At 71.0% G+C, this 14,912-nt stretch carries 11 protein-coding genes; 10 read left to right on the top strand and 1 reads right to left on the bottom strand.

The genetic code is table 11. The annotated features are described in order from the left end of the window. Window positions 1-1,005: 1,005 nt before the first annotated feature. Together C9F11_RS45405 and C9F11_RS45400 are read left to right on the top strand one after the other, a co-directional pair. Entirely contained in the window at window positions 1,006-1,488 is a 483-nt protein-coding gene (locus tag C9F11_RS45405) for a toxin-antitoxin system, toxin component (RefSeq protein ID WP_138968341.1), read from the top strand. Between the two features lie 283 nt (window positions 1,489-1,771). Continuing rightward, complete coding sequence (locus C9F11_RS45400; protein WP_138968338.1) at window positions 1,772-2,977, top strand: MAB_1171c family putative transporter; 1,206 nt, start codon at window positions 1,772-1,774, stop codon at window positions 2,975-2,977. 102 nt (window positions 2,978-3,079) lie between these two features. Here C9F11_RS45400 and C9F11_RS45395 read toward each other — a convergent pair whose 3' ends face one another. Continuing rightward, window positions 3,080-3,817 (bottom strand): helix-turn-helix transcriptional regulator, encoded by a 738-nt coding sequence (locus tag C9F11_RS45395; RefSeq protein WP_138968336.1) that lies wholly within the window; start codon window positions 3,815-3,817, stop codon window positions 3,080-3,082. A gap of 1,364 nt (window positions 3,818-5,181) precedes the next feature. Between C9F11_RS45395 and C9F11_RS45390 the strand changes: the two genes are divergently transcribed. The 8 genes from C9F11_RS45390 to C9F11_RS45355 all read left to right on the top strand — a co-directional run bounded on the left by C9F11_RS45390 (window position 5,182) and on the right by C9F11_RS45355 (window position 14,815). Beyond that, complete coding sequence (locus C9F11_RS45390) at window positions 5,182-6,273, top strand: GNAT family N-acetyltransferase (protein ID WP_138968334.1); 1,092 nt, start codon at window positions 5,182-5,184, stop codon at window positions 6,271-6,273. A 68-nt stretch (window positions 6,274-6,341) separates the two neighbouring features. Beyond that, window positions 6,342-7,601, top strand: a complete 1,260-nt coding sequence (locus C9F11_RS45385; protein WP_138968332.1) for an ATP-grasp domain-containing protein — start codon at window positions 6,342-6,344, stop codon at window positions 7,599-7,601. A 145-nt stretch (window positions 7,602-7,746) separates the two neighbouring features. After that, complete coding sequence (locus C9F11_RS45380) at window positions 7,747-8,853, top strand: glutathione synthetase (RefSeq protein ID WP_249402364.1); 1,107 nt, start codon at window positions 7,747-7,749, stop codon at window positions 8,851-8,853. A gap of 165 nt (window positions 8,854-9,018) precedes the next feature. Continuing rightward, on the top strand, window positions 9,019-10,200 hold the full coding sequence (locus C9F11_RS45375; RefSeq protein ID WP_171076226.1) for an aminotransferase class I/II-fold pyridoxal phosphate-dependent enzyme: 1,182 nt from the start codon (window positions 9,019-9,021) through the stop codon (window positions 10,198-10,200). Window positions 10,201-10,280: 80 nt separating this feature from the next. Beyond that, entirely contained in the window at window positions 10,281-11,288 is a 1,008-nt protein-coding gene (locus C9F11_RS45370) for a hypothetical protein (RefSeq protein WP_138968326.1), read from the top strand. Window positions 11,289-11,300: 12 nt separating this feature from the next. After that, window positions 11,301-11,612, top strand: a complete 312-nt coding sequence (locus C9F11_RS49405; RefSeq protein ID WP_249402363.1) for a hypothetical protein — start codon at window positions 11,301-11,303, stop codon at window positions 11,610-11,612. 791 nt (window positions 11,613-12,403) lie between these two features. Beyond that, window positions 12,404-12,907: a hypothetical protein gene (locus C9F11_RS45360; protein ID WP_138968324.1), complete on the top strand. Its 504-nt coding sequence runs from the start codon at window positions 12,404-12,406 to the stop codon at window positions 12,905-12,907. A 498-nt stretch (window positions 12,908-13,405) separates the two neighbouring features. Next, a complete protein-coding gene (locus C9F11_RS45355; protein ID WP_138968322.1) occupies window positions 13,406-14,815 on the top strand; it encodes a helix-turn-helix domain-containing protein in 1,410 nt (469 codons plus the stop codon). Window positions 14,816-14,912 lie beyond the last annotated feature (97 nt).

The following is a 14,912-nucleotide window of genomic DNA, read 5'->3' as shown; positions in this document are numbered from 1 at the left end:
ACGGAGAGTTGGGATGGGTGGGGTTGGGGTGCGCGTCGTGGCAGGCGTGTACGCGCGGTGTGGTGCCGGTCGTCGCTTGGCCGCCCGGGCACGTAGCAAGTGCGCCGTGCCGGGGTGGCCCGATGCGATGCGCCCGGCCCTCTGAGCGGCAGGCAGAATGCGCGGCGCAGTGCTGCCCGGGGCCTTTGCGTCGTCGTGAAGGGCGGCCTGCCGGGCTCCTGGCGGTCCAGCCGCGCGGCGGGGCGACACGCCGACGCGGCCGGGTGTGCTGGCCGTCCTGGTCGGCCGGGGAATGGCTGGAAATCGGCCTGTGGGCAGCTGGCTCTCCGGCCCGGGCGAACGGGGAGCAGCGGCCGTGGCGTGTGCGCGAACGCCGGGGTGTCCGTTTTGTTTTTCGGTCCGAACTGCCGCTGTATCAGGCGCGGATGACTGCTCTGGCGAGGAAATACCCTGCTCACATATGCACATCATTGCTATTGCGAATGGATGTGATGCCGTGCGCCTCGTGGGCGGCGAGGTTCCTGTACCCGCGATACGCGAGGGCCTCGCCGCGCTTCGGTCGCCCGATCGCGCCTCGGCTGCTGAATTGCCCAGATGCATCGGCATTCTGAGTTCTGGCTGAAAGGTGCTTGTCCGGGTGATCGCGCGATGTGCCGTGATCGAAACGGGTGTGTTGCCGACAGAGTTTGTATGCCATGCTTCACGTTCGCGGAGAGCAACCACAAAGGGGGTTCACGTGAAGTCTGGCGGGCGAAGAGGCTTGACAACAGGCCGATTAGAGGCCCTCGATACCAGCCCTCTGCGCGTGCGTTCGGGCATGAGCGCTACCGCCTGGCGGCAGCTCACGCGGAGCGGAGGGGAACGCTGCCGGAGCCGGAGCGTGGTGTCAGTTTGCGGAGGCGGTGCTACGTGCGAGAGGTGCTGACCGGACGTGCTGCGATGAGGCGTCTCCGCGGGCGGATGGTCGGTGGTCTGGACTCCTACCGGCCTTCAACTCGGGCGGACATGGCTGATCTCTTCCAGCACTGGTGCCTGCTGCTGAGCCAGGACCGCGCGCGCACGGTCGCGTGCGAGCTGGTCCCCTTTCCTGCGTCCAGCCCGATCTCCGGGGCCTTGTTCCGGTGCCGTGACCGTGACCTTATCGTCGTCGAAGCGGATACCCCGCCTTTCCATCAGATTGCCATTTTCGGGCACGAGACCTACCACCTGTACTGCGGAGGCTGTGAGGAAGTGCTTCCGGAGGGCCGCACTGCGGCAGCGCGACTGCTGTCGGGCAGCGCGAGCCAGCAGGATGTCGTGGAGGCTCTGGAGTGGGCTGCCAGGTCAGGCGGAGGGAAATCCATCGAGCACGATGCTGACAGGTTCGGTGTGTTGCTTTCCGCCCGCTGTCGCCGCCGCCTCGCCCCCGGACATTCGAAAGCGGCGCTTCCGCTTGCGCGCCGGATAATGGCCACGCTCAGCCGTGAGGAACACGCGCAGAGTCATTGACCGAAAAGGACACGGTGTTACGGCATTCGGCGCATGGGGGAGTCGCGCGTAATGACCTGATGCCTGAGCCAGTCGCCCGTCGGCGGGATGGGCTTGCTGTGCATTCCTGTCGGTCTTCAGTTGCCCGCAGGGTCGGCAGAGCACCCCGGCGCGGTGCGCGATCCCTTCCTCCGGGAACTGCTGGAAGCGCACACCAGCTCCTTCACGTCGTACGCGCCCGCCGCGAGCGGGAGCCCAGCCGCGGCGAAGACGCGCCGCCCTCACACCATGTGGTGGTCAGCCCTTGAACACAACCGGGTACTTCGCGGCAGCCATCGCACCGACGCTGGCGCTGGCCATCAAGCTGCCCGCCCTGATCCGGAACTGGCACAGCGTCCTGCTGCGCTGTGTCTGCACGCTCATGGCCCTCGCCGCCGCCGTGTTCATCTGTGCGGCCCCGCCCATCATCACCGGGATCAACAACGCCACCGGGGTCCCCAACTCCTCGGCCCTGCTGGTGTACTGCCTGATGACCGCCTTCAGCGCCTCCTGCATGGTGCTGCTCGTTCACTGGCGTGGCGGACCACCCGCTCAAGTCCGCCGCCACTCACGCCACTGGATCGTCGCCTACACCGCCGTCGTGCTCGCGCTCTGCGTCCTGTTCCTCCTGGGCGACGCCCCGGTGGGACGGCCGCGCGACTTCGACACCTACTACGCCGGCGAACCGTACATCCGCGAGCTCATCGTCCTCTATCTCCTCGCCCACGCCGCCGCGGCGGTGACCATGGCCGTCCTGTGCTGCCGGTGGATGCGCCACCTCCCGACCTGGCACCGCGCCGGACTGCTGTGCCAGGTGGGGACGGCAACAGGTCTCCTCGGCTACGACGTGGCGAAGCTCCTCGCCGTCGGCGCCCGCTGGACGGGCCACGACCGGGACTACCTGAGCACCTACCTCGCCCCGCCCCTGGCCTCAATGAGCTCGGTGATCAGCTCCATCGGGTACATCCTGCCGATCGCCGGGCCGCATCTGAGCAGCGCGCGCTGCCACCTTCGGCAGTACCGCAGCCTGGCCCCGCTATGGCGCGAGGTGAGCGCCAACGCCCAAGGCAAGAGGCGCACCCGCCCTCCACGGTGGGCCCTGCCCAGCATCCGGCTCACCGAGCGGGAGACCGTGATCGCCGACAGGCTGCTGGAGCTCTCGCTGTTCGGCGACCCGGCAGTACGGACCGCCGCGATGCACAAGGCCCTGGCCGGGGGATCGACTCCGCAGGAAGCTGAGGCCGCAGCAGCAGCCGCCGCCATCGCGGCCGCGGTGGTTGCCGAACAGGCCCACCAGCCTCGCCAGCACGATGCCCCGCGGACCCTGCTCGGGACGGGCCCGGTCCACCGCCCCCTCGCCGCGGCACACCTGGACCTGGTCCGCATCTCCGAGGCCCTCGTGACCGCTCCCGTCGTGGATGAGGCCCGGCGGCGGGCCCGCGCGGAAGCCGGGCAGCAGAAGGTCACCTGAGAACGGCTTCTGATAGGCCGCCTCCGAGCCCTCCTGCCGCGAAGCACTGTCCCGGCTGGCCAGGCGAAGACGGCATCGTTGAATGGCGCAGCGGGGCGGAGCTCAGGAAGGGGATTCGCCGCGCGCCCTGCGCTGGCGCTGAGCCAGTTCCTCAAGAGCCGGGAGGATCGAGCTAAGCCCGGAGGAGCCCGCCCTGGGGGCAGAGCCTGAACGGCGCAGCGCTACGGCGTGGACGCCCAGCTCTTCCAGCAGCTCCCTGGTGATCAGCTGCGGCAACTCCTCGGCGACCAGGGGGCGGAGGGCCGCGATGAGCGCGGCGCCCTCCGGGCGGGAGCAGAAGCCTTCGGCTACGCCGAAGAAGCGTTCGATCCTGGTGGCGTGATCGTTGTTGGGGCTGCGCTCGCCTTCGAGGAGGTGCCCGATCTGCGGAATCGAGATGCCTGTGCCCCGGGCGATCGCGCGCTGGGAGTAGCGCTGGCCGTTCTCGTCGACCCGAGTCTGGTGCAGGAGTGCGAGCCGCTGCACGAACAGGGAGTTGTTGTATCTCTTGAGGTCCTCGCGAGGCACCGGCGGAGTCAGGGGGCAGGCTCCGGCCAGCAGTTCTTCCACACGCCGGTGCGGAATGCCTGTGGCGTAGGAGACGCGTGCTGGATCGAGCACCTGGTCCCGGCTCTTTCCCAGGCGCCGTGCGAGGTCGTCGACTTGCTCCAGGAGCTGACGGATCTCCAGCTGATCATTTCGTGCTGCCCCGTCACAGGGGCCGGCTGGCGTCGGATCGGCTGCGTTCACCTGATGGTCTCCCCTGAAGCCACAGACGGTGGGCCTGTCGAGCGTAGCCATCAGGCAGCCCTCCAGCCAATGGTGCAGCGGCTGTTGCCGGGCGTCCTTGGCCCTGCCCTGTCCTGCTGCACCCCGCGGCAGCCGTCGGGGCTCTGTGTGCGGGAGCGTTCACCGCATGAGTGGGCACGGTGTCGGCGAGAGGGCTCTGGTGCGCGGGCCGAGGGCGGGCTGATGGTTCTCCGCCTCCTGGCGACTGGCGCCGGAGCGCGTGCCTGCAGGTCACCACGGCTGCCGACAGACGTCTTCCATCAAGGCGTCTCCAATTGTTGACACCTGTGGTGTGGTGGTCGAAGATTTGTATCCCAAGAGCCGCCGCCCGTCGGAATCGTGGGTCGCGCCCACGCGGCCGACAGCACGCCAGCTCACGCTCACGCAGTGCTGACCGGGTTCGGCGACGCACGCTACGCGGAGACCGCAGGGCAACTGCTCCGTGTGGCAGATGACTTCACACATCCACCCAAACGATCTCGCACAAGCGACGCGACGGGGATGAACATGCAGATCACTCCACGCCAGCAGCAGCTATCCGCGACTCCCGCCAGGTGCACGATGCAACTCCGCCTCGCCCCGCGCGCCAGCCATCACGCGCGCTCGCGACCTGCACCGTCAGCACAGCACCCGAAGAACGGGCCCACATCCCGGCCATACCGACCGTGGCAGTGTTGCCGGCATCACTGACCGCCCGTTTCCTGCAGGCAAGCTGCTTCGAGCGCCGTCCCACCACGGAGCATCCGCTCAACCGCCTACAGGACGGGCCGCCCAGCGAGCGCCGTCCCCACGGCACATTCCCGCAGTCGTACGACACACCAACGTGCCCGGACCGCCCCAATCTCCCAGGGATGCGATCGGGCACCCACGCAGTCAGCCCACACCGTTCCCCCCGAACGGCGGCCGTCGATCCGGGCTCGCGGCACGCGCGCTGACTGCCAGCGAGGGGGTGCCGTGTGGGGCGGCACCCCCTCCCACCAGCGCGCGGCACCCAGCCACCGCCCCCAGAGCCCCTGCCTCAGCTGCATCTGGAGCGCCTGCCACCGCCCGCGGAACCACGGCGGTGGCCGCCTGCCCTGGGCGCGCTGGCCGACGGATGCCTGGCCGACCGACGCGGCCGCGCCCTGGTGAAGCCGACGAGCGCCTCTACCGACGCCCTCAACAAGATCTCCCCAACAAACGGCCGCGGCTTGCACGCTCGGACTTGGAGCTCCACCCTGGCCGCCGCTCCCTCGCGCGCCCACCGCACCGACCGCCTCACCCGCCCTCGCCACCGAACCCTCAGCATCTGGCCCTACCGGCTGCCGCTCGGACGCAACCCGCCCGCAGCCGGTCGCCGCCACCGCCCGCCCTGCGCCTTGACCCCGGAGAGAACCATGACTGCGACCTCCGTACGACCCCGCCTCCACGGCGTGAGCAGCTCCTGGCACCCCTCAGCAGCGGACCTGCCCGCCGACCGCCATCCGGCCACCCCCTTCCACACCGCGGAGTGGGCCGCGGCCTGGCAGCTGGTGCGCACCGAACAGATCAGCACCCGCCAGCACCTGCTCCTCACCGACGGCCCGCACCAGCACCGGATGGCGTTCGCGCAAGTGCACACCAGCCCGCTGTGGCGCGCCCTGGAAACCGCCGCGAACGTGCCCCGAAGGACCTTCGATACCGACGTGCTGTGCGCTCCCTCCCTCTACAGCCTCTACGGGGGCCTGCCCGGCGCGCGCGGGCCGGTCCTGGCCGAAGCCGTCGAACGCGGCCACGCACTCGCCCGCGAGTTGGGCAGCGACGCCCTGATGATCACCAACCTGCCGCCCGCAGAACGCACCATGTGGCGCGAAGCCCGCTTCCCCGATGCCGAAATCATCCTGGGCCGGTGCCACCGCACCCGCCTGAGCACCACCCTCACCGGCTTCCTCGCACGCATCCCCGCAAGCCAGGTCCGCAATGCCTTCAGAGCCGCCCACCGGCGCGGACAGCAGGCCGGGCTGACCCTCACCGTTGCCCGGGGCCCCGAACTGCTGTCCCACCTGCCCCAGCTGACAGGCCTGCTGCGCCCTGACGGCGAGCGGGCCCCCTCGGTGTACGGGGCGGACATGATCGCCTCCCTCACCCGGGTTCCCGGCGCCGTCGGGCTCCTCGCCCAGGACGGTGCGCGCACCCACGACGGGTATCTCGCCTTCCACCACGGCCGGACCCTGTACCTGTGGGCAGCCGCCAGCGGCATCCCCCGCGCACACACCTCACCGGCACGCGGCTGGCTGATGTACGAGACGGTCAAGTACGCGATCGCCAGTGGTGTGGAGGTCCTGGACATCGGCCGTGACACCTACCCCGAGCCCGCCCGGCTGGGCATGCTGCCCGTCGCGCTCACCTCGGCCCTCTACCTCACCCGAGACAACCCGCGCCTGCTCGCCCGCCTCAGCGCGCTGCAAGCCGGACTCAACCAGCACCTGCTGCGCTCCTGCGCCGCCTGACCAGCATCCCTACCCGACCCGCGGAAGCCGCCGCCCCTCCTTCTTCCGCCGCCTAGGAGGACTCTTCCGTGCCCAAACGCCCTCAGCCCTCCTGTCCGGAGACCTGCGCGCCACTGCTCATCGTCCTGGGTGCCGGGGACCGCACCTACCAGTCCTGGGCCCTGGAGGAGCTCGCCGCCGCCTATCCCATCGCCCTGCTGGACCGTCAACCACCCGCCTGGGCCTGCACTCACGCCCACCACGCGATCACGGCGGACCTGGCGGACGCCGAAGCCGTCGCCGAGGCCGCGCGCACCCTGTGCGCCCGCGACAAGGTGGCCGGAGTACTCACACTGCTGGAAGACCACGTCGAGCTGGCCGCACAGCTCGCCCGCCGCCTCGGCCTGCCCGGCGCCACTCCGGCCGCGGCAGCCGCCTGCCGGGACAAACTCCTCACCCGCGCCCTGCTCAGCACCTCCCGGGTTCCCTCCGCCCGCTCCTACCTCGTCGACGACGCGGACTCCGCCGTCGCCCACGCCGCGGTGCTCGGCAAGCCGGTCGTCCTCAAGCCCCGGCATCTGGGCAGCAGCGTCGGAGTACGCCGCGCCGACACCCCGCAGCAGGTCCGAACCGCCTTCCACCACGCCCGCACCGCCACGCTCTTCGGCCTGGAGCACACCGGGACGCCGGGGGTCCTGATCGAGGAGTACCTCGAAGGCCCCGAGATCAGCGCTGAATGCGTCGTCGCCACCCCGACCGCCACCCGCATCGCGGCGATCACCCGCAAGTCCCTGGGCGCCGAGCCGTCCTTCCTCGCGACGGGCCACCTCGTCGACGCCGATCCCCTGCTGGCCGACCCCGGCATCCGCAACATCGTGACGAGCGCCATCCAGGCGATCGGCATCGAACGCGGCGTGCTGCACCTGGAGATGCGCCTGACTCCGCGCGGCCCCCGCATCATCGAGATCAACGCGCGCCCGGGGGGCGACCTCATCCCCCGCCTCGTGCATCTGGCCACCGGCCTCAACCTGCCCCGCATCGCCGCCGACCTCGCGACCGGCGCCCAGCCCGACGTAACCCCCACGCGCCGCCGCAGCGCGGCCGTGCGCTTCCTCTACCCGCAGGCCACCGGATACGTCACGGCCGTGAACTCCGGTTTCACCGCCCCCTGGCTCACCCAGTTCCTGTGGACCGCCGCACCCGGCGAACACGTCACCGCCGCCGACCGCACGGCACTGGCCATCGTCACCGGCCCCATCGCTGCCGCCTGCCTCAAGCGGCTGGACCGCGCCCAGGACTCCTGCGGCATCCACATCCAGGCCGACACCGCCACGGTGTGCGTGGCCTGACCCCCAACCGACCAGGAATCCACCACCATGGCCACCCCCGAAATCCGGAGCACCCCTCGCCCACCGCGACGCCCTGGCCGCCATCGTCGCGCCGCGGACCAGCGACCCCTACATCGCCGCGCTGGCCCCGCACGGATGGCGCTGCGTGGCCGTTGCCCACGCCCCCGAGCCACCCCTCGGCCCCGGCTACGCCGCACGCCTCACCCACCGCGGCAGCCTGTTCCATACCGCCGCCAGCCTGTCCCGCCTGGGCGTGCGCGCCGTCCTGGCAGGGTCAGCGGAGGGCATCGTACTCACTGACCGGCTCGCGAGCCGCCTGAACCTGCCCGGCAACGACCCCGCCACCTGTGACCTGCGTCGCGACACCGGCTGGACCAGTGCCGCCCTGCGCGACGCTGGGATCACCGCGCCCCACAGCATCCGCACTCCCCGCCTCGCCGACGCCCTGGCCTGGGCCGCCGACACGGCTGCCACCGACTACATCGTGCAGCACCCCGACCCCGCTCACTCCCAGCGCCCTCACCGGTGCACTACCGCCGAGGACATCCGCTCCGCCTGGGATGCCCTGCAACCCTCCGCTGGCCAGCCCCTCGTGCTGCGTGAGCACTTCAACGCCCCCCACTACCGCCTCCACACCCTCACCCGGCCCCGATCCGACGGCACCCCTGCCCACACCATCACCGCGATCTGGTCCGAGACACACACCGACGACCACTATCTGCACCGCGCCGACTTGCTCCGCCGTCACGGCCTGCTGGCCCGTGCCCTCACCCTCTACACCCGGCGTGCGCTGACCGCTCTGGGCGTGCACTTCGGTCCCGCCCACGTCACTCTCGCCTTCGTCCCCGGGCGTGGCCCCGTGCTGCTCGCCCTGCGCACTGACCCAGACCCCGACCACGACTTCGCCGCGCAGGCCCTGTATCAGGCCACCGGCCACCACCCCGCCCACGACACCGCACAGTTGCTGGCCACCGGCCAGTACAGCCGCCCCCTTACTCCGCGCCACATCCACGCATGCAAGGTCGCCCTGCGGCCCCGCCATGACGCCACCTTGGAGCCCGACCTGCTGGACTCCCTCACCAGGCTGCCCACCGTGGCCACCACCACCGAACTGCACGCCCACACTCCCCTCCAGGCCGGGCAGACCGCCGGGTGGCTCCTGCTCCTGGCCCACGACGCCCTCGCCATCCACGAGGACCACCAGACGATCCGCGACCTGGAGCACACCGGCTTGTACCGGGACGCGGCGTGAAGGGCCGCAAGGGGGCGCCGCACCCGCACGGACACGATGCCAGCCACTCCAACGCTGCCGCCCGGGGCAGAGCCGTCCGCCGACAGCCAGCACAGCCAACCAGCAGCCGCACTGTCAGGACACCGCCCCGAACCACCCGCTCACACCACGGAGATGGAGCATGCCATGACCGTCCACGAGATCCGGGCCCCGCACGATGAGCACCGGGGCGGCGACCTGACCGGCTACGACAACGGACGCATCAGCCTGGATCTGAGCGAGTGCGCCAACCGCCTCGGCCCGCCCCCCAGCACCCTGCGCGCCGTCATGTCCCAGCTCACGCACAACCCAGGCGCCCTGAGGACCACGCCCTACCAGGCCGTCGACGACTACGCGCAGGCCTACGCCCACCACCTGGGAGTCTCGCGGCACGAGCTGGTGTGCGGCCGCGGTGTCAGCGAACTCCTGCTGGTGCTCTCCGACCTGCTCAGCACCGAGGACCTCGGGATGCTCACCCCCGAGTACACCGAGACTCTGCGCCGCTTCGCCTTTGCCACCTTCTACCCTCCCAATCCGGGGCGAACCGACACCACCGCGCACCGCCTGGAGCGCCTGCGGCGGGCGATGCAGGCCCACCGCTACGTGCTGATCAGCAACCCCAACAACCCACTCGGCCTGTACATCGGCCGCGAAGACCTGCTCGCGGCCTGCCGCGCCTTCCCCCAGTCCACGCTGATCGCAGACGAGACCTACATCGAATTCCAGGGCCCACGACTCAGCCTGGCCAGCCGACCAGGTCACGAGACCCGCCCCCGCAACCTGGTGATCTTGCAGTCTACGGGCAAGGCATGGGGCCTGGCGGGAGCCCGCAGCGGCATCATGTGGACCCGCAACAGCGACCTCGCCCACCGGGCAGGTCTACGCATTCCCTCCTGGCCGCTGTCCGCATCCGACGTCACGGGACACAAAGCCGCCCTGGCAGACACCGCGTGGCTGCACCGCACCCTGACCCACATCCGCCGCAGCGCCTCGCAGACGGAGGAGTTGCTGCGGCGCCACTTCGGCGACGCGGTTGTCCCCAGCAAAATCCACTACCGGTTCGTCCACCTCGACCAGCCCGTCACCGTGGCCGCGCACCTGGCGAACCACGGAATCGCTGTACGCACCTTCGACGGGGCCACCCGGGGTCGCGTCTCCGGCATGCGCGTGAGCACGCCCACCAACACCGGCGAGTTCGACCAGTTGGAACACGCCCTGTCCAGCCTGCCCGCGAGCCTCGCCGCACGCCCGGGCAGCACCCGCCCGCCCGGAACCCCCTATTTCGGCAAGGCGGCCCTGGGGCCGCTGCCGCAGACCGCACCCATCTGACCTGCCCCGGGCGGGCGGTGCGCGCTGACCGAGCCCGGCACTCTCCTCACCCCAAACACCCCATTCACCCGAGGAAGACCATGAGCCCCGCACACCCCACGACCCGTCCGGCGCTGACCAGCCTGCTGGTTGCCGCAGTGGCGGCCACCACCCTGAGCAGCTGCAGCGGCAGCGACGTCCCCGGCAGCAAGCCCTCACGTACCACGCCCGCGGACAAGCGGCAGGCCCTCCGCGGCGTCATCACCCCTGCCCAGGCCCGCAGGGTGCTCGACCACTACGAGCGAACGAACAACCAGGCCAACAAGACACAGGATCCGCAGCTGCTGGCCACGGTGGAGGCAGGCCAGCTGTATGAGCGCAGCAAGGCCGAGCTCGCCCAGTTACCCGCCCTCAATCCCAAGGAGAAGAAGCAGTACGCCGAGCCCTTCCACTTCACCCGGCGCTCCTTCCACATCCCCGCCCGCGGCGGCTGGTTCGCCGCCGAGGCCACCACCAGCGGCGGAGAGCGCACGTTCATGGTGTTCGACAAGACCCCCGGCGGGCAGTGGAAGAAGGTCTACTCGCTGTTTCCTCCCAGGTCGATGCCCGCCCCGACCACCCGCCGCGGGATCGCGGACACAGCCGAGACCCACCACAAGGCCGGCCCGGCCCACTGGCGCCTGGCTCCCCAGGAGGTCACCGCGGCGGTGGAGGACCTGTTCACCACCGGCGGCAAGAAGCGAGGCCGTGTGCTTTCGCACGTCACCGGCCGCGCCCAGCGCATTCTCAACACCCACCGCAACCGCGCCGACCACGTCAACGGCCAGGCGCTGGTCCACTTCACCCCGATCCGCCCGGCGTCCGAGACGGCCTACGCGCTGCGCACCCGCAGCGGCGTGCTGGCCATCGTGCCTCTGGCACACCGGCAGACCTTCGTGGTCACCCGGCCCGAGCTGCGGATGCAGCCGGACAAGAACGAGGCCATCTACGACAAGCGGCCCCGCCGTGCCGTCACGGACCTCTTCCAGGGCGAGGCCCTCGTGCTGCTGCCCGACGAGGGAAAACCGACGATCCTCGACTACCGCTACGCCCTGGTCGACTCCCGCTGAACTGCCGCCACGATGACTGAGACGAAAGGACGCGCCGCGCCGCGAGGCCAGAGTGCCGGCGGCGACCATGAAACGATCATCGTCCTGGCGGACGGCACTATCCACGCCCAAGGCATCCTGCACCGTAGCCCCCAAACAGCCGCGGTCCGTCTCGGCCACGTCCGTGCCGCCCTCACCGCCGCGGCCATCGAGCGGCAACAGAGCCTGCTGATCAGCACCGCTCACCCCGACGGCCGCGCCGAGCATCAGCGCATCACCGCCGACGGCACCCTCGAGCCTGCGGTACCCCCGCTCCCGTGCCGCAGGCCCAGGGCACGTGAATGACACGAGGGAATCCCCGAGAGCACGGGCCTGCTGGAAACCGTCCGAGCCGCCCACCGTGCCCGGCAGTGGCAGGCCGCGCAGCACGCCGCCCACCGAGCCACCCAGCATCTCATCGCCCGGTACGGCCCCCACCACCCCTACCCGGCGATGGGACTGGAACTGGAGGCGTACTTCGCGGCCATGGCCCAATCCCACGGCCGGGCAACCGTTCTGTACACCGAAGCCGCGCTCGCCGTCCACCGGCTGAACGGCCCGCGCGCCCAGGCCCGCCAGGACCTCGCCCACGCCCTGTCCGCCTGGCTCGCCTACCAGCACGGCCAGCCCGCCACGAACGACATCCGCCTCGGCTTCGGCCTCGCCCACGCCCTGCTCCGCGTCACCCCCCGACGACCAGTCCGCGCTCGCCGCCGTGCTGCACCAACTCGCCCAGGACCTCCGGTGACCACCACCGCCCTGCCCCGCCGGTCCCCGCTGTCGAAATACCGCAACACCACCGGCAGCAGACCCGCGCGCACCGCCTGGCCACAACGCCAGGCCCCCCACCCACGTCCAGCAGCGGCAGCCGCACTTCTCTCATCCCGCGCTGCCGCAGCCACGCGTACCCACCCGCGCCCCGCAGCCCAGCGCTCGCCCGTTCAGCGCATCCCCGATCACTCCGACCACCCCGCGGGCCGCCCTGACGGCGCACGCGCACGCCCGTGGCTTCACAGCCCCTTTCACGCCCCCACAGCCCTGGCGTCGGCGACACCCCCGCCCAGCCCCACGCAGTAACGACCTCGAAAGGCTCACCTATGACCACCTCGGACGCACCACAACCCCCCTCCTACGACAACGTCCGACCCCACCCGGCCCCGCCGACCCAGCCCACTGGCCCCGGCTATCCATGGCAGCCATGGCCGCAGTCACACTCCTGCATCATCTGCCGCGCGCAGCCGGTCGTCGAGACCACCATCCGCGCCCACATGGGTGCGGTGGTCTTCATGCGCTTCCACAGCGCGCGTGGACCGTGGTGCCAGACCTGCGGCATTGCCGTCGTACGGCAGCTGACGACGAAAACCCTGTGGCAGGGCTGGTGGTCACCCTTCTCTCTGGCCCTGTTCACACCCTTCACACTGCTCAGCAACCTTGTCGCCTACCGCAAGCTGACCGCCCTGGACCCGCCCGGCCCGGCGGCCCCCGGAGCAACCCCGCTGCCAGAGGGCCCTCCCGTGCTCCAACGGCCCCAGTCCTACATCGCCCTGGTGCCGTTGATCTGGGCGGTCGTGTTCATCACCGCCCTGATCAGCCAGGCGTAGGCATGCGTCGACCCGCGCAGCCCCCGGGTACAGGGCCGGGCCACTTGCTGGTGGCGTACGACCACGGCAGCACACGGTGTCTGAACCGTCGCCGAGGCAGCCCCCGCACCCGACGCCTCATCACGACATCCAGAGGCTAGCCCTCCGCGCGTCCTCTGTCGGTTCCGGACGCCAGCCACGGTGGCCCCGGGCCGTCGGCGCCGCCTCACACCCCACTCAGCAACAGGCACAGGCAAGTGAGCTCCGACGAAGGCCCGATGACCAGACGCACTGGATGAGAAACGGAGCGCCGGTCTCTTCTTGAGCACTTCGCTCGCACGGCGGTCCTGAGGCCCGGTCCCCACCGGGCCATCAGGCCGAACTCAAACCGCCATTCCCAGGGGGCCATCCCTGGTCTGGCGAAGATCCGCGCCTCTTGGGGCCGGACACAAACAGGTTCTGGACGAACCCGAAACCCCTAAGGGGCTTCACGCCTTCGATGACAAGAAGACAGGAGCCATGATGCAGCACGCGGGGGCGTGCCGCCACACCCAACTGCCGGGCGCTCCCGATCGCCTCCCGTCGGAGATAGCGGGCACGCCCTGGCTGCACGAGCCCGTTCTCGTCCAGGACGCCGCGGACCACGAGGTCACCGCCACCGCCTCCCGCCGACTGCGCCGCGCCCACGACTTCCTGGCCGCCGCGCACTTCATGGTCGGCTCCGGCTTCCACCCCGACGCGGGACCGACCACGCTGCGCCTCGCCGCCGTCTTCGCCGCCCGCATGCACCGCAGCAAGGACGGCCACCTGCCCCTGAGCGCCGACGCCACCGCCCGCCAGCTGCGCCTGAGCCGCCGCGCCGTCTACCGCCATGCCCGCGTGCTGCGCGAACTCGGTCTGCTCGCCTACGTCGAGCACGGCTCGAAGCGCAACGCGATGCGCACCCGCCACGGCGACGCCTGGACGCGTGAGCACGGCTACCGGGGAACCGCGACGATCTTCGCGGCCGTCGCGCCGCCCGTGTGGGACCGCGCGATGGGCCGCACCACCACGGGCAAGGGCTACACCGCCAGGGTCACCGGTGTCACCGACAGCGGCCGCCGCCACGCCACCGCGGCGGCCATCGAGCGCCGCCGCCAGCAGCCCTCCCCGCAGCGGCGCACCCCTGTGGACAACACCCGCCCGTGCACCCCTTCTGTGATGCCACCTCAGCCCCCTACGACAGAACCTGTACGGGGAGAGGGGAAAGACAGCGCGCCGCGCGAGCGCGCGATGCCCTCGCCCACCCGACTCCAGCGACCGAAGCGACCGAAGCGACCGACGGACTGGACTGCCCATCAGACCGCGCACGCCATGAGCCAGGCCCGATCCGTCCAGCTCCACACCTGGTGGACCCAAGGCTTCTGCTTACGCCAACTCGCCTACGCCCTGCGCCCCCTGCTCGCCGCGGGCTGGACCGCCCAGGAGATCACCCGCGAACTGTCCCGCTGGACCGTGCGTCAGCGGCCCCGCCACGCCGCCGCCTACCTCACCGCCGAGATCCGCCGCCGCACCCGCACCGGCCACCTCCACCTGCCCGACGGGCTCACCGCCCCCCGCCGCCGACCCCCCGTCTCCACCGGAGACGAGGGCGACACCCCCCACGGGCCCCGCTACGCGGCCATGCAGGCCCGCAAAGCAGCCACCTACCGCCCCGCCGCAGCGCGCGCCCGCACCCACCTCGCCGACGTACGACGACAACTGGCCGCCCGCCGGGCCGCCGACGTCCTGATCCCCGGCCCCGCGCGATCGGCCCTGGCCGACGCCCGGCCCGAGAACGTGCTGCTCACATGCGCGGAGATCACCCGCCTGCTCGAGCGCACCAGCGCCCCGACCCAGGAAGTGGCCCGGCGGCAGAAGCTGGTGGCGAAGGCCGAGCGGCTGCGCTGACCGCGCCTCGCCCTGGCCCGCGCTATCCGTTCCGCCATGGCGGCCGTACGGTGGGCCTGGTGAGTACTGCCCCGCCCGACCCGCCGCCGATCACCCT

It is taken from the genome of Streptomyces sp. YIM 121038 (genome assembly GCF_006088715.1).
Lineage (GTDB): Bacteria > Actinomycetota > Actinomycetes > Streptomycetales > Streptomycetaceae > Streptomyces.
The sequence above is the reverse complement of the archived record's forward strand: the minus strand, read 5'-3'. Positions and strand labels throughout refer to the sequence as shown.

Excerpts from the sequence above, each read along its gene's own strand:
- C9F11_RS45405 (WP_138968341.1), top strand. The coding sequence starts at position 1,006 with ATGGCTGATCTCTTCCAGCACTGGTGCCTGCTGCTGAGCCAGGACCGC.
- C9F11_RS45395 (WP_138968336.1), bottom strand. The coding sequence starts at position 3,817 with ATGGCTACGCTCGACAGGCCCACCGTCTGTGGCTTCAGGGGAGACCAT.
- C9F11_RS45390 (WP_138968334.1), top strand. The coding sequence starts at position 5,182 with ATGACTGCGACCTCCGTACGACCCCGCCTCCACGGCGTGAGCAGCTCC.
- C9F11_RS45375 (WP_171076226.1), top strand. The coding sequence starts at position 9,019 with ATGACCGTCCACGAGATCCGGGCCCCGCACGATGAGCACCGGGGCGGC.
- C9F11_RS45370 (WP_138968326.1), top strand. The coding sequence starts at position 10,281 with ATGAGCCCCGCACACCCCACGACCCGTCCGGCGCTGACCAGCCTGCTG.
- C9F11_RS49405 (WP_249402363.1), top strand. The coding sequence starts at position 11,301 with ATGACTGAGACGAAAGGACGCGCCGCGCCGCGAGGCCAGAGTGCCGGC.
- C9F11_RS45360 (WP_138968324.1), top strand. The coding sequence starts at position 12,404 with ATGACCACCTCGGACGCACCACAACCCCCCTCCTACGACAACGTCCGA.
- C9F11_RS45355 (WP_138968322.1), top strand. The coding sequence starts at position 13,406 with ATGATGCAGCACGCGGGGGCGTGCCGCCACACCCAACTGCCGGGCGCT.